The sequence below is a fragment of the Synechococcus sp. PCC 6716 genome, from assembly GCF_022570815.1.
Taxonomy (GTDB): domain Bacteria; phylum Cyanobacteriota; class Cyanobacteriia; order Thermosynechococcales; family Thermosynechococcaceae; genus Thermosynechococcus; species Thermosynechococcus lividus.
This window is the reverse complement of the sequence record NZ_JAKLTU010000032.1, coordinates 46,556-66,997: the sequence shown is the minus strand read 5'-3', so window position 1 is coordinate 66,997 and position 20,442 is coordinate 46,556. Positions and strand designations below refer to the sequence as shown.

General features: G+C 54.1%; 17 protein-coding genes. 6 read left to right on the top strand and 11 right to left on the bottom strand.

What is annotated here, in order from left to right; all coding sequences use genetic code 11:
* Positions 1-35 precede the first annotated feature (35 nt).
* Positions 36-494, bottom strand: a complete 459-nt coding sequence (smpB, locus tag L5220_RS11930; RefSeq protein WP_448514186.1) for an SsrA-binding protein SmpB — start codon at positions 492-494, stop codon at positions 36-38.
* A 48-nt stretch (positions 495-542) separates the two neighbouring features.
* Positions 543-1,124 carry a PAP/fibrillin family protein gene (locus L5220_RS11925; RefSeq protein WP_499573806.1) on the bottom strand — a complete coding sequence of 194 codons (582 nt, stop codon included), beginning with the start codon at positions 1,122-1,124 and terminating at the stop codon, positions 543-545.
* Positions 1,125-1,245: 121 nt separating this feature from the next.
* Between L5220_RS11925 and L5220_RS11920 the strand changes: the two genes are divergently transcribed.
* From L5220_RS11920 to dxs, 5 genes are all read left to right on the top strand, one after another.
* Positions 1,246-2,385, top strand: a complete 1,140-nt coding sequence (locus L5220_RS11920) for a glycosyltransferase family 4 protein (protein ID WP_099798253.1) — start codon at positions 1,246-1,248, stop codon at positions 2,383-2,385.
* 24 nt (positions 2,386-2,409) lie between these two features.
* Positions 2,410-3,822 (top strand): MFS transporter, encoded by a 1,413-nt coding sequence (locus L5220_RS11915; RefSeq protein WP_499573803.1) that lies wholly within the window; start codon positions 2,410-2,412, stop codon positions 3,820-3,822.
* 53 nt (positions 3,823-3,875) lie between these two features.
* Positions 3,876-4,679, top strand: a complete 804-nt coding sequence (folP, locus tag L5220_RS11910) for a dihydropteroate synthase (protein WP_499573831.1) — start codon at positions 3,876-3,878, stop codon at positions 4,677-4,679.
* Positions 4,680-4,764: 85 nt separating this feature from the next.
* On the top strand, positions 4,765-5,352 hold the full coding sequence (locus tag L5220_RS11905; protein WP_448514188.1) for a hypothetical protein: 588 nt from the start codon (positions 4,765-4,767) through the stop codon (positions 5,350-5,352).
* A 99-nt stretch (positions 5,353-5,451) separates the two neighbouring features.
* Positions 5,452-7,362, top strand: a complete 1,911-nt coding sequence (dxs, locus tag L5220_RS11900; protein ID WP_499573800.1) for a 1-deoxy-D-xylulose-5-phosphate synthase — start codon at positions 5,452-5,454, stop codon at positions 7,360-7,362.
* A gap of 62 nt (positions 7,363-7,424) precedes the next feature.
* On the opposite strand, the gene L5220_RS11895 is transcribed toward dxs, so the two are convergent.
* Complete coding sequence (locus tag L5220_RS11895) at positions 7,425-8,783, bottom strand: flavin monoamine oxidase family protein (protein ID WP_499573798.1); 1,359 nt, start codon at positions 8,781-8,783, stop codon at positions 7,425-7,427.
* A gap of 79 nt (positions 8,784-8,862) precedes the next feature.
* Between L5220_RS11895 and L5220_RS11890 the strand changes: the two genes are divergently transcribed.
* Entirely contained in the window at positions 8,863-10,437 is a 1,575-nt protein-coding gene (locus L5220_RS11890) for a PQQ-binding-like beta-propeller repeat protein (RefSeq protein ID WP_499573795.1), read from the top strand.
* Here the strand turns inward: L5220_RS11890 and ppc are convergent.
* The 8 genes from ppc to ilvN form a co-directional block, all read right to left on the bottom strand.
* Positions 10,434-13,469, bottom strand: coding sequence for a phosphoenolpyruvate carboxylase (ppc, locus tag L5220_RS11885; protein ID WP_448527858.1), 3,036 nt, complete (start codon positions 13,467-13,469; stop codon positions 10,434-10,436). The two genes, L5220_RS11890 and ppc, sit on opposite strands and share 4 nt — an antisense overlap.
* A gap of 100 nt (positions 13,470-13,569) precedes the next feature.
* On the bottom strand, positions 13,570-15,045 hold the full coding sequence (locus tag L5220_RS11880; RefSeq protein ID WP_499573792.1) for a DUF3352 domain-containing protein: 1,476 nt from the start codon (positions 15,043-15,045) through the stop codon (positions 13,570-13,572).
* Between the two features lie 46 nt (positions 15,046-15,091).
* Positions 15,092-16,096 (bottom strand): phosphoribulokinase, encoded by a 1,005-nt coding sequence (locus L5220_RS11875; RefSeq protein ID WP_448515353.1) that lies wholly within the window; start codon positions 16,094-16,096, stop codon positions 15,092-15,094.
* 155 nt (positions 16,097-16,251) lie between these two features.
* Positions 16,252-16,497 (bottom strand): type II toxin-antitoxin system HicB family antitoxin, encoded by a 246-nt coding sequence (locus tag L5220_RS11870; RefSeq protein WP_448527860.1) that lies wholly within the window; start codon positions 16,495-16,497, stop codon positions 16,252-16,254.
* A complete protein-coding gene (gene hemG, locus L5220_RS11865; RefSeq protein ID WP_499573789.1) occupies positions 16,484-17,914 on the bottom strand; it encodes a protoporphyrinogen oxidase in 1,431 nt (476 codons plus the stop codon). The genes L5220_RS11870 and hemG overlap by 14 nt, the downstream gene beginning before the upstream one ends.
* A 36-nt stretch (positions 17,915-17,950) precedes the next feature.
* Positions 17,951-18,154 carry a DUF2811 domain-containing protein gene (locus tag L5220_RS11860; protein ID WP_499573787.1) on the bottom strand — a complete coding sequence of 68 codons (204 nt, stop codon included), beginning with the start codon at positions 18,152-18,154 and terminating at the stop codon, positions 17,951-17,953.
* A 555-nt stretch (positions 18,155-18,709) separates the two neighbouring features.
* Positions 18,710-19,921 (bottom strand): ABC transporter substrate-binding protein, encoded by a 1,212-nt coding sequence (locus L5220_RS11855; RefSeq protein ID WP_499573785.1) that lies wholly within the window; start codon positions 19,919-19,921, stop codon positions 18,710-18,712.
* Positions 19,922-20,440 carry an acetolactate synthase small subunit gene (gene ilvN, locus L5220_RS11850; RefSeq protein ID WP_099799812.1) on the bottom strand — a complete coding sequence of 173 codons (519 nt, stop codon included), beginning with the start codon at positions 20,438-20,440 and terminating at the stop codon, positions 19,922-19,924.
* Between the last annotated feature and the right edge of the window lie 2 nt (positions 20,441-20,442).

Genomic DNA, 20,442 nt, shown 5'->3' with positions numbered 1-20,442 from the left:
TTTTCGCAGGTGCTGCACCAATCGCCAACCTCAGCTTAGCGGTGCTTGAGGGCACGTTCCATATCGCGCTTATCCTGACGTTGTTTCAGGTCGGCTCGCTTATCGTGCAGCTTTTTACCCCGCCCCAGCCCAAGGGCAACTTTCACCCGACCATTTTTGAGGTACAGCTTTAGGGGCACGAGGGTTAACCCCTTTTGCTCTACTTTACCAATGAGTTTGCGGATTTCCTGCTTGTGCAGCAAGAGTTTGCGATCGCGCAGGGGATCATGGTTGTAGGACTGGTTCGTACGCTCATGGGGAGAAATATGGACATTCAACAGCCACACTTCACCATTGCGAATGCGGGCAAAGCCATCCCGTAAATTCACCTTGCCCGCACGAATAGACTTGACCTCTGTGCCCACCAAGACAATACCGCACTCGTAGGTCTCCAGAATCTCGTACTGAAAGCGAGCCTGTCGATTATCACTGAGGACTTTATAACTCTCGCTCATAGGGGGAGAACGGCACAGACTGGGACTGCCATTATAGCCTGTTGCCGTCTAAACGCGACTGAGAATAAATAAGCTGCCCTCATTCCCACGGGCAATCCGCAAATCATCATCGAGGTAGGTAATATCTAGCCACCCCTGTTGCTCATTGTCGTTTAAGGGAACATCAAGGGCAAGCAACGGGCGACGGCTCTGGAGCTGGGGAATAAACTGCGAGGGGGAATAGTAGTTCAGCCACTGGCGAAAGCCAACGATCGAGCGCTCAAAATACACCTGTAAGCGCTGTTGGGTCAGGGGTTCAAACCGTGCTAGGACACTAATCACCCCTTCAAGGAGAGGCACGCCATAAATTTCGGCAATATTGTAAATGCGATGCTGCTGTGGGCGAATGCACTGGTAGATGTGCCCCAACTTAACGATGGGGGAGCGATCTAAGGCTAACAAGGCTTGACTACTGGTGTAAATGAGCCGCCAGTCGCCTGCCAGTTTATCTGTTGCAGCTAAAGGATTAGGGGTGGGGTTCAGTGCTTCAACGTCTGTCGTGAGTGCTGCCACCCGTTTGCGATCTCCGGGGCTAGCTAAAATACCGCGATTCAGACCAGCGATCGCCCCCAGCAATTCTGCTTTACTCATGGTTGTCGCGGTTCCTCCTTAGGGCAGAATAATTTACGCAAAGATTTTAGTTCCTATGGCTTGCGTTGGGGACACCCTAGTTCGAGAATGGGGAAAATTCCAGTCCTATTCAGGTTTCATCATGCGGATTGCGCTATTTACTGAAACATTCCTGCCCAAAGTGGACGGCATTGTCACCCGGCTTTGTCAAACTGTACGTCATCTTCAACGGAATGGTCATCAGGTACTGGTGGTAGCTCCCGCAGGTGGCCTTGACAACTACGAAGGGGCGCAGATTTACGGCGTTTCTGGGTTTCCTCTCCCATTGTACCCAGAACTCAAATTAGCACTACCGCGTCCCGCCATTGGCAAGGTACTGCAACAATTTCAACCTGATTTAATCCATGTCGTGAATCCGGCGGTACTTGGGGTGGCAGGGCTGTACTATGCCAAAAAGCTACACCTGCCGCTTGTCGCCTCCTACCACACCCATCTGCCCCAATATCTGAAGTACTATCGCTTAGGATTTTTAGAGGGGGTGTTATGGTCACTGCTGCGCCTCGGCCATAACTGCGCCCAACTCAACCTCTGCACCTCCTCGGCAATGGTGGCAGAACTACGCGCCCACGGGATTCGCCATCTTGATCTGTGGCAGCGAGGGGTAGATGTCGAACTCTTCCAGCCCCAGCATCGCAGTCGCAAAATGCGCGAATTCCTCAGTCAAGGCCATCCCGATGATCCCCTCCTTCTTTACGTGGGTCGCCTCTCAGCCGAAAAGGACATTGAACAGATTAAGCCGATTTTGCAGCGTATTCCGCGGGCACGCCTAGCTCTTGTTGGCAATGGCCCCCACCGCGAAGCCCTAGAGAAACACTTTGCCGATACCCCTGTGCATTTTGTTGGCTACCTCAAGGGAGAGCGCCTTGCCTCAGCCTTTGCCTCGGCAGATGTGTTTGTCTTTCCCTCCCGTACCGAAACCTTGGGCTTGGTGTTGCTAGAAGCAATGGCGGCGGGTTGCCCAGTGGTGGCCGCTAACAGTGGTGGCATTCCTGATATTGTCAGCGACGGCGAGAACGGCTTTTTGTTTGATCCAGCGGATCCCGAGGGCGCCATTAGTGCCTGCGAGCGCCTCTTTGCCTCGGCTACGGCTCGCGAACATCTGCGCCAAAATGCCCGCCGCGAAGCAGAGCGTTGGAGTTGGGCCGCGGCAACACAGCAATTACAGCGGTACTATGAGTCTGTATTGCCCACAGTGCGATCCAATGTTGTCCTGAGCCATTGACCGCCCTGATCGTGAGGAGCCTGCATGACATCACCGATGGCCTCATCTCGTCCACCCCTGTCGTTGGCAACGAAGCTGGCCTTTGGGGCAGGCGATCTGGGAGCTGCCATTACCGCCAACTTGCAAGTGTTTTTTTTGATGGTCTTTCTCACCAATGTGGCGGGGTTAAGTGCAGGCTTAGCAGGCAGTGTCTTGATGATTGGCAAAATTTGGGATGCTGTGAATGACCCAATTATCGGCTTCCTCAGCGATCGCACCCAATCGGCCAAATGGGGTCGCCGTCATGCCTGGATGGTCTATAGCGCCATTCCGTTTGGCATTATCTTCTTCTTGAACTGGTGGGTGCCCAGTGACCATCAGTGGGTGCTCTTTGGCTACTACGTCCTGATGGGGATCCTGTTCAATACTGTCTATACAGCGGTGAACCTCCCCTATACCGCCCTCACCCCCGAACTCACCACAGACTACAACGAGCGTACAAGTCTCAATAGTTTCCGCTTTGCCTTTTCCATTGGCGGCAGCATTGGTTCGCTGATTTTGGCTCAAGTAATCTTTCAAGCGGTGGAAAATCAACAAACTCAATACTTGCTACTCGGCGGAATTGCGGCTGTTCTATCGGTGTTGCCGATCTACTGGTGCGTGTGGGGAACCCGAGCGCGAGTACAGCAGTTCAACAAAACGACCCCGACTCAGGCCGGATCAACCTTGCCCTTAACGGCACAATTGCGCCTTGTCTTTAGTAATCGCCCCTTTTTATTTGTGATGGGTATTTATCTGTGCTCATGGTTGGCCGTTCAGATCACCGCATCATTAATTCCCTTTTTTGTTGGGGATTGGCTGAAGCTCACTCCAGCAGACTACACCCAAGTTGCCCTTGTGGTGCAGGCTACAGCTATGGTGATGCTTTTTGTCTGGAGTGCGGTGAGCCGTCGCGTGGGCAAAAAGGCGGTCTATTACATGGGGATGACACTATGGATCATTGCCCAAGCAGGACTATTTCTCCTACAACCCGGACAGTCCCTGCTGCTTTATGCCTTTGCGATCTTGGCGGGGTTTGGGGTTTCTACTGCCTATTTAGTGCCATGGTCGATGATTCCTGATGTGATTGATTTGGATGAACTCAATAGTGGTCAGCGCCGCGAAGGGGTGTTCTATGCCTTCATGGTGTTACTGCAAAAAATTGGTCTGGCCTTGGGGCTGTTTGTGGTGGGTCAAGCCTTGGAGTGGGCCGGCTATATTTCTTCGGTGGCAGGGCAGCCCCCGCCGGTTCAGCCTGACTCTGCCTTGCTGGCCATTCGGCTTGCCATTGGCCCTGTGCCGACCTTGTGCCTGATAGGGGGGATAGTGCTAGCCTATTTTTACCCCATTACGCAATCAGTTCACCAAGAGATCTTGTTAAAATTGCATGCACGGCACCAAGGGGATACAGCATCGTGACCGGCTGGTACGTGGGCGATCGCGCCCTCATTTGGGGACAACGCACCTATGTGATGGGGATTTTGAATATCACCCCGGATAGTTTTAGTGATGGCGGTGATTTTTTTAMCCCCGCCAGTGCCATTGCCCATGCCTTAGACATGGCGGCAGCCGGGGCTGATGTCATTGATGTGGGGGGTGAGTCCACCCGCCCGGGCGCTAGCGCTATTCCCCTCAGTGCGGAATTGGCACGGGTACTACCGGTCATTGAGGGAATTCGTCAGCAGTCAACGATTCCTATCTCCATTGATACGACCCGCGCCGACGTTGCCCGTGCAGCGGTTGCTGCGGGAGCCAATATTGTCAACGATGTATCCGGCGGCCAAGCAGATGCGGCGATGTTTGCCACCGTTGCCCAATTGGGGGTGCCCTATATTCTCATGCATCGGCGGGGKACCCCAGCCACCATGCAACAGTTGACAAACTATGATGACCTGATTGCAGATTTGCTGACCTATTTTCAGGAGCAAACCCACACAGCGATCGCCCACGGTATCGATCCCTCACAGATCATGATCGATCCGGGGATTGGTTTTGCCAAAACCACACCACAAAATCTGCTGCTGCTGAAAGAACTCTCCCGGTTCAAGTCCCTTGGCTACCCGCTGCTCATAGGCCCATCGCGTAAACGCTTCATCGGCGATATTCTTAACCAACCCGACCCCAAAGCACGGGTCTGGGGAACAGCGGCGGTGTGCTGCCATGCCATTGCCCAAGGAGTCGAAATGGTGCGGGTTCACGATGTTGCCGCCATCGTACCGGTGTGCCGCATGGCAGATGCGCTGCAAGGCAGGGATGCCAGAATTAGCCACAACTAGCTACAACTAGGTTCAGCACGAGGAGGGTGTATAGCTGTGCACATCCGCAGGATACTCTCTTGAAGCTCTGTGAAGGTGTGCATCAATGTCCCAACTATCCCTCATGACGGCTGACCCGGAAAGCCACCATCGTACCTTTGCCCAACTCCTGATTGAGTTGGGTATTCACCTTAGCGTGGAGCACGTGGAGCGCCTAGAACGCCAGTTTCGAGTCTATTTAGCGTGCCAAGGCTACAACTTAACCAAGGTGCCGCTCTGTACTGTGACTCGCCGCTGGGATAGTCGTGGCCGTCTTGTGGAAGAGCACGTCAACAGTGACTCTCTCGCAGTTAGTCAAGCCTTTGAGCGAGCCTGCCAGTGCGCTGCTGTGCCCTTAACACTGCTGGATGCCATGACCCAGCGATTTATAGCAGACCTGCAAGCCTTGGTTGTGCAGCATCAGTACCCCAAGCGCCTAGGAACAGATTTAGCGCGGGGGATTTTAGCTAACCGTTGGCAGCAGTGGTCCAGCAAGCGCTTTTACGACTGGGCGACGTGGTTGGCGCAGAACTATACCGATGGCACCACCGCTCAAATTCAACACCTCAGCCAAGTTTACGAGGCCGCCCTAGGGGTTTATGATGAGCTATTTCGCGATTATTGCGGATTTTCACCTCGCTTAGGGACACAATAGGAGAAGGGGGTCGGAGGACTTTGCTAGAATCAGTCAGAAGGTCGTTCCCCCTTCAGCGGCAAACTATCCAAGTCGATATTTCAACGAGGCCGGGTTTCTATGCATTTGAGTGAACTCACCCATCCTAACCAGTTGCACGGGTTATCCATTGCTCAGTTGAGTCAAATTGCAGCACAGATCCGCGATAAGCATCTGGAAACGGTGGCGGCAACGGGAGGGCATCTGGGGCCGGGCTTGGGTGTGGTGGAGTTGACCCTAGCTCTGTACCAAACCCTTGATCTAGAGCAAGATCGGGTGATTTGGGATGTTGGCCACCAAGCCTATCCCCACAAAATGTTGACGGGTCGCTATAACAACTTTCATACGCTGCGCCAAAAGGGTGGGATTGCGGGCTACTTAAATCTACGGGAGAGTCCCTTTGACCATTTTGGCGCCGGCCATGCCTCGACGAGTATCTCAGCAGCATTGGGGATGGCGATCGCCCGAGACCTTAAGGGAGAGCACTTTAAGGTGGTGGCCATCATTGGCGATGGGGCTTTGACGGGTGGCATGGCGCTAGAAGCCATTAACCATGCCGGGCACCTGCCAGACACCAACCTCATGGTGGTTCTTAACGACAACGAAATGTCGATTTCTCCCAACGTGGGGGCCATTCCCCGCTACTTAAACAAGATTCGCCTGTCCCCCCAAGTCCAATTCATTGCCGATAACCTTGAGGAACAGTTTAAGCACATTCCCTTTCTTGGTGAAAACCTCACCCCGGAAATGCACCGCATTAAGGAAGGTATGAAACGGTTAGCCGTACCCAAGGTTGGAGCGGTGTTTGAAGAACTGGGCTTTACCTACGTCGGGCCAGTGGATGGCCATAACCTCGAAGAGTTGATTGCCACCTTCCAGCACGCCCACACCATTAGCGGGCCGGTCTTGGTTCATGTGGCAACGATTAAAGGCAAAGGCTATGCGATCGCCGAAAACGATCAAGTGGGCTACCATGCCCAAAACCCCTTTGATTTGGTGACCGGCAAAGCCAAACCCTCCAGCAAGCCCAAGCCCCCCAGCTACTCGAAGGTTTTTGGTGAAACCCTCACTAAATTGGCCGAAAATGACCCGCGCATTATTGGTATTACTGCTGCCATGGCCACAGGCACCGGTCTAGATATTTTGCAAAAGCGGCTGCCGAAACAATACATTGACGTTGGCATTGCTGAGCAGCACGCGGTCACAATGGCTGCTGGCCTCGCCACCCAAGGAATGCGCCCTGTAGCCGCAATTTACTCCACATTTTTACAACGTGCCTACGACCAAATTGTTCACGATGTCTGCATCCAGAGCCTGCCGGTCTTTTTCTGCATGGATCGCGCCGGTATTGTGGGGGCTGATGGGCCAACTCACCAAGGAATGTACGACATTGCCTACCTCCGCTGCCTGCCCAATATGGTGCTAATGGCTCCCAAAGATGAAGCTGAACTCCAACAAATGCTGGTGACCGGCATTAATTACACCGCCGGCCCCATTGCCCTGCGTTATCCGCGGGGAAATGGCCACGGTGTTGCCCTGATGGAGGAAGGCTGGGAGCCGTTGCCCATCGGCAAAGGGGAACTCCTGCGCCAAGGGGAGGATCTGGTGCTGGTTGCCTACGGTTCCATGGTCTATCCAGCCCTGCAGGTCGCGGAAATCCTCAAAGAACATGGTATGCGTGCCGCGGTAATCAATGCACGCTTTGCCAAACCGCTCGACACAGAGTTAATTATTCCTTTAGCCAAACAAACAGGTCGAGTGGTTACCCTCGAAGAAGGTTGCCTGATGGGAGGATTTGGTTCAGCGGTTTTAGAAGCATTGCAGGACGCAGACGTTCTTGTACCTGTGCTGCGTTTAGGCGTTCGAGATATTTTGGTGGAGCACGCCACACCAGATGAGTCTAAAGCGGATCTTGGCCTAACGCCGCCCCAGATGGCAGAGACTATTATGGCTAAATTTGCTGTGCCTCAACCTACGGTAGCCGTTGGCTAAGTTCGCTCAATTGCACCGTCGAACAGCGACGACGCAGGGTAATCTTTTGTGTTTGCAAGGCGCTAGGCTGCTGACAGCCATTCCCTAGCAGCGCGATCGCCACTCAAATAGGCGCCATGCACTGTGGCCGGATAGCGATCGTGGGTGGCTTCGCCAGCAAACAATAGCCGCCCCTCAATGGGTTGGGCAAGGGTGCGGTAGTCTTGGGGGCTGGCTAAGGGAGGAATAAACGAGTAGGCACCGTAGCTAAACGGATCTTGCCCCCAGCGGGTAATAGCAAATTTTGTGGGGTCAGGAATCTTCGTACCGTATAACCGCCGCAGCGTAGCCATGGCCGCAGTGATCACCTGAGTATCTGACCACGTTTCAAGACGACGGCCAACGGTGGCAGCGTTAAAAGCCACCAGTAACGGTTGCCCTGTGTAGGCGTGCAGGTTGAGCCATTCGCACCACTCCCCTTTGCTGGCAGAAATGTAGTTTAGAATTTCTACGTCTTCCCAAAAAACCGTTGGAAATTCCAACACAACTTTGTTGAGGATTCCCATACCAAGGTGGTCAATAGCCTGCTGGGTTATCCGAGGTAAGGCTGGCTCAAAGACAATCCGACCGCGTTTGAGGACTCCCAACGGAACCGTTACGATGACGGCGCGGGCACAGTACACCTGTTGGTTCGTTTCTAGGGTGATAACCTTAGGGTTGCTATAGTCAATACGCTGCACCAGTTGGTTACGATACACCGTTAATGGGGCAGGAGATTGGCTTAAATACCGAACGATACCATCGTACCCTTGGGGAAACAGCACATCCTCACCGTCGAAGGTTTCATCACTGTCGAGGTGCTGATGGGATAGCTCCTGTACATCGGCAGCGCGTTCGTGCTCAATGGTGGTATTCAGGTAAAAATGAAGGCTGGGGGGCAGGGCTTGGGGGTGTACTTGCGTAATAATCGCCTGCAGTGAATCTCTAGAACCACTTGGCTGTGCCATCACCTGCTCAAGGAGGCGATCGCCTTGATCATAAAGATGCTCTGTAGCGGCTGCCGACAGAGAACGACCGTCAGTGTTGTAGAGGATGAGATTGTTGTAGTCCGTTACTTGGGTGGGTAGTCTTGCGGCCACTGCAAGGCGCTGAATGGGGTTTCCCTGGATTCCATGAATCCAGCTTGCCCCTAAATCGACGGGAACTGTGAAGTCAGACACCGTCCAAATGCGGCCACCGAGGCGATCGCGCGCTTCCAGAATGCAGACCTGCTGCCCTGCGGCTTGTAATCGCTGTGCTGCAGCCAAGCCAGCAATCCCAGCGCCAACGATAACGACATCCCAGGTATTTTGTTGGGTTGCGGCAAGGGGCACGGGCCGACACTGGGTCAGAGTGACCCCGGTGATGAGACCGTGTATAAACTGGCGCCGCTGCAAAAGCATACAAAAATTGACTAGAATCACTTCGATACCAGTAATTTTGTCATATTTGCTCCAACCCCTCATTCAACCTAGGTCAACAGTGAAACGACGGCAAATCAACCGTTTTCTCCTCTGGGGTGGCACCGGACTGGCAGCTAGCTTGACGCTGCGGCAGTGGAGTGATGCCCAGGCTGTTGTCCCTGACAACAGCGAGCTTACGACTCTGATGATGCCTGCCAAATCGGAAACGGAACTCCTGATTTCGACGTTTCTTGGGAATGATCAACGCTGTTACTATGGCCAAGGGGTGCCGACGGGCTTAACACTGCAACACCGCTTTTTGCTAGGGACAGGGGTGACTAATTTTCAGGGGTCGCACCGTTGGAGTGGCGCAGGCTGGACTGGACAGCCCACCCTGGTGCGCGATCGCGAGGTGCTGTACCTGATTATTGGCGCCTTTAACCATGAATTACGGAAAATTCGCCTACCAGATTTCAGCGTCATCTGGAGTTACCGCTTTGAGGATATTCTTAAGGCCACCGCCACCCTCTATCGTGACCCCACCGCCCCCCCGGAGGATCAAATTGTGATTTTGCAGGGCAGTCGGTTGGGGGTTCACCGCAGCCCCACCAGTCCGGTTGTACCGAGTCTGCGGGCGATTTCCTTTCGGACGGGCAAGTCCCTGTGGCAGATGAATATTCCCCTCACCGCTAGTTACAGCCGCGATCACGATGGTACCCCTCTTTATTTGGGGGATCGCCACGCGGTGTTTACCGCTGCTGAGAATGGTATGGGCTATGTTCTGGATGGACGGGTGGCGGCAACGCGGCAGGTGCAGGGGCTAACCCAGCCCACCATTCTGGCTCAGGTGCAACTGTACCAGCGCGACGATGTGGCTCGCCAAGGGGGAAACTTAGTCACCGAGTCCTCAGCAGCCCGCTGGCAGGATCACGTTTACGTGACCGCTGGGTCGGGTCGCGTCTATGGCATTGACCTAAAGACGCGGCAAATTGATTGGGAGTATTTCGTCGGCACCGACATGGATGGCTCCCCCGTCATTGATCGGCAGGGAAACCTCTACTGCACTGTAGAAAAGGAATATAATGCTGGTTTTGGTGGTGTGCTTAAACTGCGTCCCCATCAACCGCAGCCTGTGGTGTGGTTTTTACCGACCGCGAATGCTCGCGTTGCGTCGTGGTTGGGGGGCATCATTGGCTCGGTGGCACTCAATGATGCCTATAATCCAGGAGGCGATCGCCCCCGCCTGTTTGCTACCTTGGCGTTGGATGGCTATCTGTACATTGGTTCCCAAACTCAGATAGTCGCTAACAAAACCGTGGCTGGCTCGCGCCTAGAGGCTCAGTACCCCACCCCATTGGTMCCCATCCGCCATAAACTGGTACCGTCCATTTCAACCCCTATTTTCACCGAGGGCGATCGCCTGATTGCAGCAGGCTATGGGGGGATTTACCTCTTTCAGTTGCATTTCCGTCCCCAGTCTGCGGCCACCTCCACTAGCCTTCTCAACGATCACGGAGAGCCGTTTCAGTTGGAATTAGAGCAACTAGCAGTGTTTGGTCGCCACATCTCCTTTGAGGCCACTCCCATTGTGTGGGAGGGCAAGGTGTATATTGCTGCTCGCGATGGCTACCTGTATTGCTTGGCAGGGGCTTAGCCGGTATTGCGCATCCCAGCGGCCACACCATTGATGGTCAGCAATGCCCCCCGCAGCAGTTCCCCCCGACCGTAGCGGGAGCGCAAAATTGCCCCGGAGGTGGTTTGGCTGTTGTGCTGGCGCAGGCGTTTTAGTAACGACACCTGCAAGAACCCCAACGGCACAATGGTGCGATTGCGTAACTGCACAGAGCGCTGCAAGGCTGGGTCGCCATCTAGTAATCGCTCGTGCCCAGTAATTGTCAAAATCAGTTCACTAGTGAGTCGGTACTCCTCAGCAATTTGATCGTAAAGGCGGAAGAACGACTGGCGATTTTGGGGGGCACTCAGTTCTTGGACGTAGTAGCGGCCAATTTCTAGATCGACTTTGGCAAGGGTCATCTCCACCTTCGAGATCACCATCCGGAAAAAAGGCCACTTGTAGTAGAAATAGCGCAGCAACGAGAGGTGCTCAGCAGGTTTCTCGTCTAAAAACTCCTTGAGGGCAGTGCCAACCCCATACCAAGCAGGCAGCAAGAAGCGCGTTTGCGTCCAGCTAAATACCCACGGAATAGCCCGCAGACTCTCTAGGGTTTTTTTGCCCCCTCGGCGAGTTGGTCGCGAGCTAATTTGCAGTTGGCTAATTTCTTGGATCGGGGTCACTTCGTTAAAAAACTCAATGAACTCTGGCTGCTCGTAGATGAGATGGCGATAGCACTGGCGCGATCGCATGGCCAACTCCTCCATGATTTCATGCCATGGCTGAATTTCGTCAATGCTACTGCGGAGTAAGCTGGCTTGAATAACCGCTGTTGCGACCGTTTCTAGGTTAAAGAGCGCCAATTCCGGCAGGGAATACTTCGAGGCCAGCACTTCTCCCTGCTCGGTAATTTTAATGCGGCCATTAATCGTTTGTTCGGGTTGCGCCAAAATCGCTGCGTAGGCAGGTCCGCCGCCCCGTCCGACGGAGCCACCCCGTCCGTGGAAAATCCGCAGTTGAAATCCAAAGGCTTCGGCAATTTTTTGCAACCGCTGCTGTGCTTTATAAATTTCCCAATTACTACTTAAAAAGCCCGAATCCTTATTGCTGTCGGAATAGCCCAGCATGACTTCCTGTAGGAAGGGGGTGGTGTGGCTGGCCAAATAATTGTGGCAGAAGGGCAAGGAAAACAACTGCGTCAAGACCGCTGGGGCGCGTCTTAAGTCCTCTACGGTTTCAAAGAGGGGAATCGCTTGTACCGTACTGGCACCCGTCACCGGATCAAACAGCCCTGCTTCCTTAGCAAAGAGCAGCACCTCTAGCAGATCGCTGACATCGTGGCTCATACTAATAATGTAGGTGTGGCACAAATCAGTACCAAATTCCTGTTGCAGTTGCCGCACCATACGAAAGGTTTCAATGATTTCATTGGTGCGATCGCTAAAGGGGAGTTCGCCCGGGATGAGGGGGCGGCGGGTAGATAGCTCACTCAGGAGCCAGCGGGTTCGCTCAGTTTCCGATAGCTCATTGTAGGGACAGGGCAGCACACCTAAGTAGGCGGTGATTTCGTTGAGGGCATCGGCATGGCACGTGCTTTCCTGACGAATGTCTAAGGCTGCCAAATTAAACCCAAACACCTCTACTTGGCAGATAAGGTCGTCCAGTTCCCGACAGGTCAGTCCCGTTTCTTTGAGGTTGCGTTGAATCAGGGTTAGCTCTGCTAAAAATTCATGGCCGTGGGCATAGTACTGACCACTGTTGAGGGACTCGGCATCTGGGCGGCGAATGCAGTAGGTTTGGAGGTTACGGTTGCGATCGCGCGTGTTTTGCAGCCGTTTGAGGACGTAGGTGAGTTTGAGACGGTAGGGTTCTTGGCGATAGCGCACCGCATACTGATCGTAAACACTGGGGAGTTGCCGTTGATCTTGTTCAAGGGAGTCTAGCAAGTCCGGTAGTACATCACACCAGTGCAGTGACAGGCTAAGCAGGTTAATCAGCCGCTCAACAGATTTTAGGTACTCTTCCAGAACTAAGTTGCGCTGATAGCAAGCGGTTTGCCATGTGACTTCCGGTTTAACGGAGGGGTTACCGTCGCGATCGCCCCCGACCCACGAACCAAAACGGCAGAAGTTGTAGCGGGGGGGAGTGAGATAGGGAAAGCTCTCTTTGAGGGATTGCTGGAGGCGGCGATACAACTGGGGAATCGCTGCAAAAATCACCTCTTTGAAATAGTGAAGCGTATATTCCACTTCATCAAGCACTTCCGGCTTGAACTGGTGCAGCTCATCGGTGCGCCACCACAGGCGGATTTCCTCCATCAGTTGGGCGCGTAGGGTGTGAGCCGTCCAATCGGTGAGGTGGGGCGAGGCTCCCTCAACGGTATCCATTTGCTCCAGCAGCCGTGCCACCCGCCGCTGCTTATCACGGATGGTCTGGCGCACAATTTCCGTTGGATGCGCCGTAAAAACAAGCTTAATGTCAAGCTGATCCAGTAGTTTTTGAATATACTTAGGGGGCACATTCAGGGTGCGCAGGCGAGGAAACAGCCACGAAAAGGAGCCGTGCTGCTGCGTGGCGGGGGTAGCTTCGTACAAACTATGCTCTAGGCGCTCGCTTGGCCCGCTGCGAATATCCGTCGCATTGGCCGCATTATGGGCTAAGGGAAAGCCCTCGCCACTCACGCCGGAGATGGGTTCACTCATGACGCTGCGCCGCCGCAACCCCTCTTGCAGCACTCGCTCACGGTTGTACTGCTGTTCGTAATGCTGCTCAAGAATATTGATGATTTGAAAGTAAAGGTTAAAGGCACGCGCTGCACGGATGGATTGGCTCAGTTCCAATGACTCAATCACTTTGAGTAATTCGCCTTCCGGTGGATGCAGAGCATGGCCTTCCGGCGATGACAAGGCACCCAAGCGCCGCAACAGATCCACAAGCTCTTGCCCCGATTCGGCAGCAAGGACATCCACCAAGACCTCTTCAACTAGCCGCAAGCGATCGCGTAACGTTTGTGCTGCTAAACTTTCACTTTCTACGGAGCGATCGCGATTGGTTACATCGAGGACTGATGCCATAATTACCCCAGTCAGCAAACATAATACTCCCTACTTTAACCAATACTGGGGGCAAGGGGCTACAGCAACTAGCCTCCCCAGACTTAACGTTTCGTTAATATCAATTGGTGGTAACAATTATTTCACTGCGCTGGAGGCGATCGCTAGCACCATAGTTCACCCATGTAATGCTTTGCAGCCGCCCTAGCCAACCAGCCGTTAGACCATTCAGGTAGGCCAACAGGGGCACCCGCTCCGCTAGGTAAGGGTAGAGATCTGACCATTGGGCATAGGCTAGGCCAACAATAGCACGCCGTTGGCGGGTCAGTTCGTCGTTCAGCCATGGTGCCCGTTGCTTGGCAGGCATCAGGTAGGGGAGTGCCGAAGCAAGGGTTAGGGTGTCGTTGTCTTGCTGATAGACCGCTGCTACCTCTGCGGCTAAACCTTCGCTGGTGTCGGCAGCAAGGGCAAGCTTGACCCATGCAGTCACTGCTTGCTTATCCAGCACTAGGCGATTCACGTCATAGCCAGCGGAGCGCGCTTGCTCATCCAGTTTTTTCAATAGTGCAGCGGTTTCAGGGGTTTGGCGGGTTTGCCACCACCATTGCCAACCCGCTGGTTGCCGCCACAGTGCAAGGGTGTAGCGATCTGTGGCCAAGGGGAAAATTATCTCTTCTAGATCTACCCCCAGCGTGAAATCCCGCAGCAGTTCAGGGACAATAGGGGTACCCTTAGGGGTCGTGGCCACACTGAATGTCTCTAGGTTGGCCAGCAGGTCACGGTAGGTGGTGGGCAACTGCCGTCCGGCTAAGACCAATGTGGGGCGATCGCCAAGGGTGCGCAGGTCATCCAAGGACAATGGTACGGAAGCTACCGCCGGTGCAGCAGTGGCATGGAGAGCAATTTCTAGGTGAATCTCATTATTGTGGCTACGAACCCCCACTAGGAGGCGATCGTAGGCTGGGGCAAACTGGTTCTCTGGGGTGAAGGGGTGCAGGTTGGCATAGAAAAGGAGGCTGTCTTGATCATTAAATTGCGCCAGTGCCTCTTGATAGAAGGCTACCCCCCCAAGGTTGGCATCCTTCGCCCTACGGCTGCCCAAGCTAGCGAGGATCGCGGCGGGATCAGTGGCCACTAACAGGCGATCGCCCAAGGTTGCTGTGGCGACCCGCTCGCCCACCTGCACCGGAACCCCTTGGTAGGTCTGGGTATCAAACGCATGATCTTGCCAATACTGGTTCAAGAAGGCAGTGGCAGCGTCTGGTCGCTTCAAGTGCCAAATCCATAGCAACCGTGGCGCATCACACTGAGTTGCACAGGGCAACTGTACCAGTACTCCCTCGTCCTGTACCCACGTTGCCATATCAGACCACTGCCAGCCCCACGTAGCCAATTGGGGCGTGAGTGCCGTGTCCCACAGCCTGCGCAGTGGCTCGACGGTCGGACGCTTATGGAACCTGAGGGCGCTCAGGGCGTAGCGCGGCACAAGTACCATATCATCCACAACTGCCGCCTGGGCTGGCTCACAAACAAGCATGAACCAGCACAGACTAACGAGCAAAACAATGAACCAGTTGGATCGATGGCGCGATTGCATGGGTGCTCCTCGTGATGACCCCAAGGGGCGATCGCCAGCAGATGGGCTAACGATTACTTACCGTGGCCACCGTTCGGGAGGTCAGTCGTTCGTAAGTGGCGCGCATTTTTAACCCCGTCAACACTTGGAACAAGCCAGAGCCATTATCAGAGCCTGGGTAGTCACGGTGCTTCAGCAGTAGCTCTGTCATTTCACCATAGTACTTTGTCGATGTATTGCTGAGGTGGCTTTCGATGTAGATCACCTCATCCAGCTTTTCAAAGCGGCCATCCACTTCAAGCACCGAAACCGAGTGACCATAGTATTCGTCAGGACCATAGCTGAGGCGAATGCCGGGGTAGGAACAGGTAAGCTTACGACCGCAGGGCACCCAAGAAATAGTTGAGCCTTCGTCAAAGAGGTAAACCGGATCAAAGCCCGGAACGCCATCCCGCTGCAACATCCGCACCCGTAGAATATTCCCTACTTTTTCTTCTTTCACTAGCTGCGTTGGCAGAATTTGTAGCACCACATCGGCGTACTGCTTTTGGGGGTCAATGTAGGCCATAAAGTCAGGGCGACGGGCATTGATGGAGGCAATCACATCATCGTAAGTGTGCCCCCGCTCCGCCATATCCCGTTTGATTTTCCAAGCGATTTTGACATCATCGCTAATATCGAGATAGACGCTAAAGTCAATCAGGGAGCGTACCCGCTCATCATAAAGGGGGTGTAACCCCTCAATCACAACGACATGGTTAGGATCAATTCTTTCTGGCGGATCAATGGTGCCCGTTTCATGGTTGTAGATGGGCTTCATAATCGACTCGCCACTTTTGAGCGCCTTAATCTGCTCGTACATCAAATCAAAATTATTGGCGCGGGGGTCAAGAGCCGTAATCCCCGTTTCTTTTCGCTGCTTGCGATCCAGACTGTGATAATCATCTAGGCAAATCACAGTCAAAAATTCTTCGCCAAACAGATCGGCCAGTCGGCGCAAGAATGTTGATTTACCACAGCCGGAGTCTCCAGCAACGCCGATGAGAACCACACGGTCTGGCTTACTGCTCATAGCTGACGATTCCCTTTGCTCGTAGAAGTGGACATTCCCTTACGGGGCGGTTCAGTTCAGTATTCTTTTACTGATATTACAGGGGTGAGGTCCCCCTGCGATACCTTTTTAAGGGAAAAAAGCGAGGCCACCCATTCCGCCGTTACCCATCTCCCCTAAAATACGTCCCGAATCGGGATTTCAATCCCATCAATGATTGGTACAGGGATGCCGCGGGAGGCATGGAAATATATCCAATCTTCCAGTAATTCCGACAGGTGCTCGCGGCAGTCAATGAGGGTTTTCCCCTTGGCGCTGACGCCATCAAAGCCGGGAATTTCACCGTAGATCAAGCCATCTTCGGGGTCGATACGATAGACAGCTCGATCCAGTGCTGCATTCATATAGTTAGACAGAGCCATACGTCCCTCCTAAGTAGGCATCCACCGCAGCAGCGATGTTATACCCATGTTCGACGCGATCGCCTAGGGCAACGCCAGCCGCGTAATTACTACACAGGAATAGGCCGGGCAGGTGCTTCAGGGCGTGGGTGATCTGCTGCCACTGCTGCGGATAGCCAAGGGTGTATTGGGGAATGGCTCGCCGCCACAGTTTCATCCCCAATAAGCGGGCTTTGGCTGGGGGTAAGGCAAGCATGTGCTCTAAATCCTGCTGCACCTGCTGGACAATGGCCTCGGGTTCAAGCGTCGCCAATTCAGGATCCGTTGCCCCACCAATAAAGCTGGTAAACACTTGCCAGCCAGACGGCGTGCGCTCGGGAAACAAGCAAGATGACCAAATTGTGCCAAGGGTGCGTAATCCTTGAGTGCGGGGAATCAGTACACCAAAGCCCGGGCGAGCGATTACCCCCATCCCCGTGGGATAGGCCAACACCACACAGGCTACCGCTGGGTAGGGAATGCCCTCTAGACCGGCAGCAATTGTAGGTTGCCATGGCCGCAGGAGGTCTGCGGTGACATAGGCGGGGGKGGCCAGCACCACACTACGGGCACGCCATGAGTGCTCGCCATCAGGGGTGGTAGCGCTTAGGGTATAGCCACCGCTGAGTTCGGGGGTAAGCTGATGCAGTGCCGTTTGTAAGTGAATGGGTGCTGCTAAGTGGTGGGCGATCGCCCGCGGGAGGGCACTTAATCCCGCCTGAAACGACCCCAATTCCCCTGGACGCATCTCAAGTCCTTTGGGGGGCTTGGGTTTGGGGGGCTGCTGCCGCCGTAGCCGTAGGGCACCCGGTATGAGAGCGCCGCCGAGCTGTTCCAGTTGGACAATGCGCCGAAAGGCCGCCGCTGCACTCAGTTGTTGTGGATCGCCAGCATAAACCCCAGACACAAAGGGCGCAACCAATCGCTCGGCTACCTCTTTCCCTAAGTGGCGCTGAAAAAACGAGCTAACGGACTCATCGGTATCCCCGAAGTAGGGCGGGACAAAGCCAAAGGCACCTAAGGCCGCTCGCAGTTTTCCCCAAGGGCTAAGTAACCCGCTCGTGGCGAGGGCGAGGGGGCGGGTAGGCTCTAAAGGGTGGAGCTTGCCGCGCCAATAAATGTAACGGGGCAGGCGGCGATCGCCCCGCAGCAGTTGATCCTGAAGCCCCACCTCGGCAATAAGGTGCAGCAGGGCAGGGGTGGGCGCAAAACTATTGGGGCCCAATTCCCACACAAAGCCGTCCCGCGCTTCGGTCGTGATGTTCCCGCCTAGGCGATCGCTGGCCTCCAGCACCACAACCTTGTACTGCGGTGCCACCTGTTGCAACCGCCATGCAACACTCAGGCCGCTTAACCCCGCACCAACAACAGCAACATCTACGACAATAGGTTCACTCACCTAGCTTGATTCCTACCAATCACCGGTCTGCAATGCCTAAAACCGCTTAAATAACGAGTCTAAATAAACCCGCGCGGTACGGCGATCGCAGTCTCCATTTTGCAGCAAAAAGAGGGACAGCGCGGCAACAAACACCCGATCCTGATCCCAGTCAGGATGCCGCTCCAGATAACGTTTCAACGATTCGTGCAGCTCCTCAGGAATCTCGGCCAGAATACTAATAGTGGCTTGAGCGTTCATACAGTGAGTTACCTCGGTAAAACCAAAACATCATTGCAGGCCAATCCTACTCGCCCTGTGGAAACCTGTGGAAAACATTCCAAGCAGCACCGCTCCAAATCCCCATAACCTAGCTATCAAGGGGGTTTGGCACGGGATGGTTAAGGTTTTTGGCAAGCAAATATCTATCTGTGGAACTCCATTGTCTGGGTTGGCTCTGAGTCTGTCAATCCTCTCTTAGGCCTATTCTGAGACGGGCAATCCACGGCAGAATGCGGCTTTGCGGAAACAGCGCCATCCTCAGCGGCACTCCAAGGAGTTATCCCCAGAAACCGCCTAAACACTTGCCAGACGGTTCTCCCCTGTGGAAAACCCCTAGGAAGCCTGTGGAAAACCTCGCAAAACTTGGGGAATTCTTGGGGAAAGTTAGGGGAAAATTAAGAACCTATTAAGATTGCAAATGAGCTGCTAGAACTTCATCAAAGTTATCAATCCATGACATACTCCCAACACTGCCCCAAAGGGACAGTGCGGTGCTTTCCGCCGATGACGCTAACGTACCGATCCTTGGCCTGATCACGGCTGACGCTCTACTTGACGCACAAGACGGAACTGACCCGTTTGGCCATCCTCACTCATCTCGATTTGCCCCACGTAAAAGTACCGTTGCACTACTTCCCCCTCTGGGGTAAAGCGCAGTTCGCCCAAGGGAGTGTCATAGGTATCTTGCAGGAGCTGTTGATTCAAGGCTTGGCGTAGCTCTGCCAAGGATAACTGCCCTAACTCTTGCTGCTGCGAGAGTTTGCTGAGGGATTGCGCAAAGACCTGCACAGCGGTAAAGGCTTGGGCACTAAATTGGGAGGGCAGTTGGCGATACTGCGCCTCAAAAGCGTCACGAAACTTAAGGTTCATAGGGGCTGGATTTTCAGGGTTGTAGGCTTGAGCCACCAGTACCCCATTGCAGAGGCGGCGACAGACAGGAAAGACATTCACCGTGTTGACACCATTGCCCCCTAAAATTACCCCTTGATAGCCCAGTTCGCGCAACTGGCGAATGAGGTTTCCCCCATCGGCAGCAAGGCCAGAGATTACGATCAAGTCTGGGTTGAGGCTGAGGGTGGCGTTAATCTGAGCTTGAAAATTAGTATCGGTCGTCTGGGTTTGTTGAACGGTGATCAATTCAAGGTTGGGCTTGCTGCGGATAGCCTGCTGAAAAATGTCTGTTTCCGAGCGGCTAAAGGCATCATCCTGAGCGAAAAAGACGGCGACGCGACGGATGTTCGGATTGATGGCCAAGGCGGCGTCAATGGCTGTTGGTGCAACCACTTCAACCCCAGCGGAAACACGGCTAATGAAGGCGCCCAATTGGGGAATCCCCCGCGCGGTATTCGAGGCGGCCACCACTGGTACCCCTGCCTGTTCAGCAATGGGATCCGCACTAAAGGCTTGCTGAGATAGCGTTGGCCCAATAATGCCAACAACGCGATCGCGGTTGATCAGGGTTTGAAAGGCATTGACTGCCCCTGCTTCATCACTACCGGTATCCTGTAGCACAAGGCGGAGGGTATAATCCTTAAGCTCACCTTGGGCGTTAAAAAAGGCCACCGCGACCTGCGCTCCCTGAGCTGACTCCTGACCGTAGAGGGACGCATTCCCCGTCTGGGCAAAGGCAGCCCCTAAAGGAATCGTATTGTCACTTAAGGTGGGGGGTTCCGCAGTTGTACAACTACTTAACCCAAGGGCGATCGCCCCGATGCTCCACCCTAGCCACCGTTGCCTCCAGCGCAATTAAACCCGTGCCTCCAGCGATTTCAGATACTCTGTATTCACCCCTGACTCGCGCACAAGGGCAATCTTACCCGTGCGGGCAATTTCACGAATGCCGAACTTATTGAGCATTTGGACAATGGCCACCATCTTACCGGGGTCACCAGAGACTTCAATGGTCAATGACTCATCGGCCACATCCACCACCTTGGCACGGAAAATTTGCACCAGTTCTAAAATTTCCGAGCGAGTACTGGCCGTTGCATTGACTTTGAGCAGCATTAGTTCGCGCTCAACGCAGGGAGTAGTTGTGATGTCCTGTACTTTAAGGACGTTAATGAGTTTATAAAGCTGCTTAGTCAGCTGCTCAATGATGGCATCATCGCCGGGCACTACCATCGTGATCCGAGAGATCCCCAACTGCTCTGCAGGTCCAACGGCAAGACTCTCGATATTGAAGCCGCGCCGTGCAAATAGGCCAGCAATGCGGGTCAGCACTCCCGCTTCATCTTCTACTAGTACCGACAGTGTATGTTTCATTT

What these genes read in the sequence shown, in the direction of transcription:
- L5220_RS11880 (WP_499573792.1), bottom strand. Translation starts at nt 15,045, where the DNA reads ATGCAATCGCGCCATCGATCCAACTGGTTCATTGTTTTGCTCGTTAGT.
- L5220_RS11925 (WP_499573806.1), bottom strand. Translation starts at nt 1,124, where the DNA reads ATGAGTAAAGCAGAATTGCTGGGGGCGATCGCTGGTCTGAATCGCGGT.
- L5220_RS11860 (WP_499573787.1), bottom strand. Translation starts at nt 18,154, where the DNA reads ATGAACGCTCAAGCCACTATTAGTATTCTGGCCGAGATTCCTGAGGAG.
- dxs (WP_499573800.1), top strand. Translation starts at nt 5,452, where the DNA reads ATGCATTTGAGTGAACTCACCCATCCTAACCAGTTGCACGGGTTATCC.
- smpB (WP_448514186.1), bottom strand. Translation starts at nt 494, where the DNA reads ATGAGCGAGAGTTATAAAGTCCTCAGTGATAATCGACAGGCTCGCTTT.
- L5220_RS11905 (WP_448514188.1), top strand. Translation starts at nt 4,765, where the DNA reads ATGTCCCAACTATCCCTCATGACGGCTGACCCGGAAAGCCACCATCGT.
- L5220_RS11870 (WP_448527860.1), bottom strand. Translation starts at nt 16,497, where the DNA reads ATGGCTCTGTCTAACTATATGAATGCAGCACTGGATCGAGCTGTCTAT.
- ppc (WP_448527858.1), bottom strand. Translation starts at nt 13,469, where the DNA reads ATGGCATCAGTCCTCGATGTAACCAATCGCGATCGCTCCGTAGAAAGT.
- L5220_RS11915 (WP_499573803.1), top strand. Translation starts at nt 2,410, where the DNA reads ATGACATCACCGATGGCCTCATCTCGTCCACCCCTGTCGTTGGCAACG.
- ilvN (WP_099799812.1), bottom strand. Translation starts at nt 20,440, where the DNA reads ATGAAACATACACTGTCGGTACTAGTAGAAGATGAAGCGGGAGTGCTG.
- L5220_RS11920 (WP_099798253.1), top strand. Translation starts at nt 1,246, where the DNA reads ATGCGGATTGCGCTATTTACTGAAACATTCCTGCCCAAAGTGGACGGC.
- L5220_RS11875 (WP_448515353.1), bottom strand. Translation starts at nt 16,096, where the DNA reads ATGAGCAGTAAGCCAGACCGTGTGGTTCTCATCGGCGTTGCTGGAGAC.
- L5220_RS11895 (WP_499573798.1), bottom strand. Translation starts at nt 8,783, where the DNA reads ATGCTTTTGCAGCGGCGCCAGTTTATACACGGTCTCATCACCGGGGTC.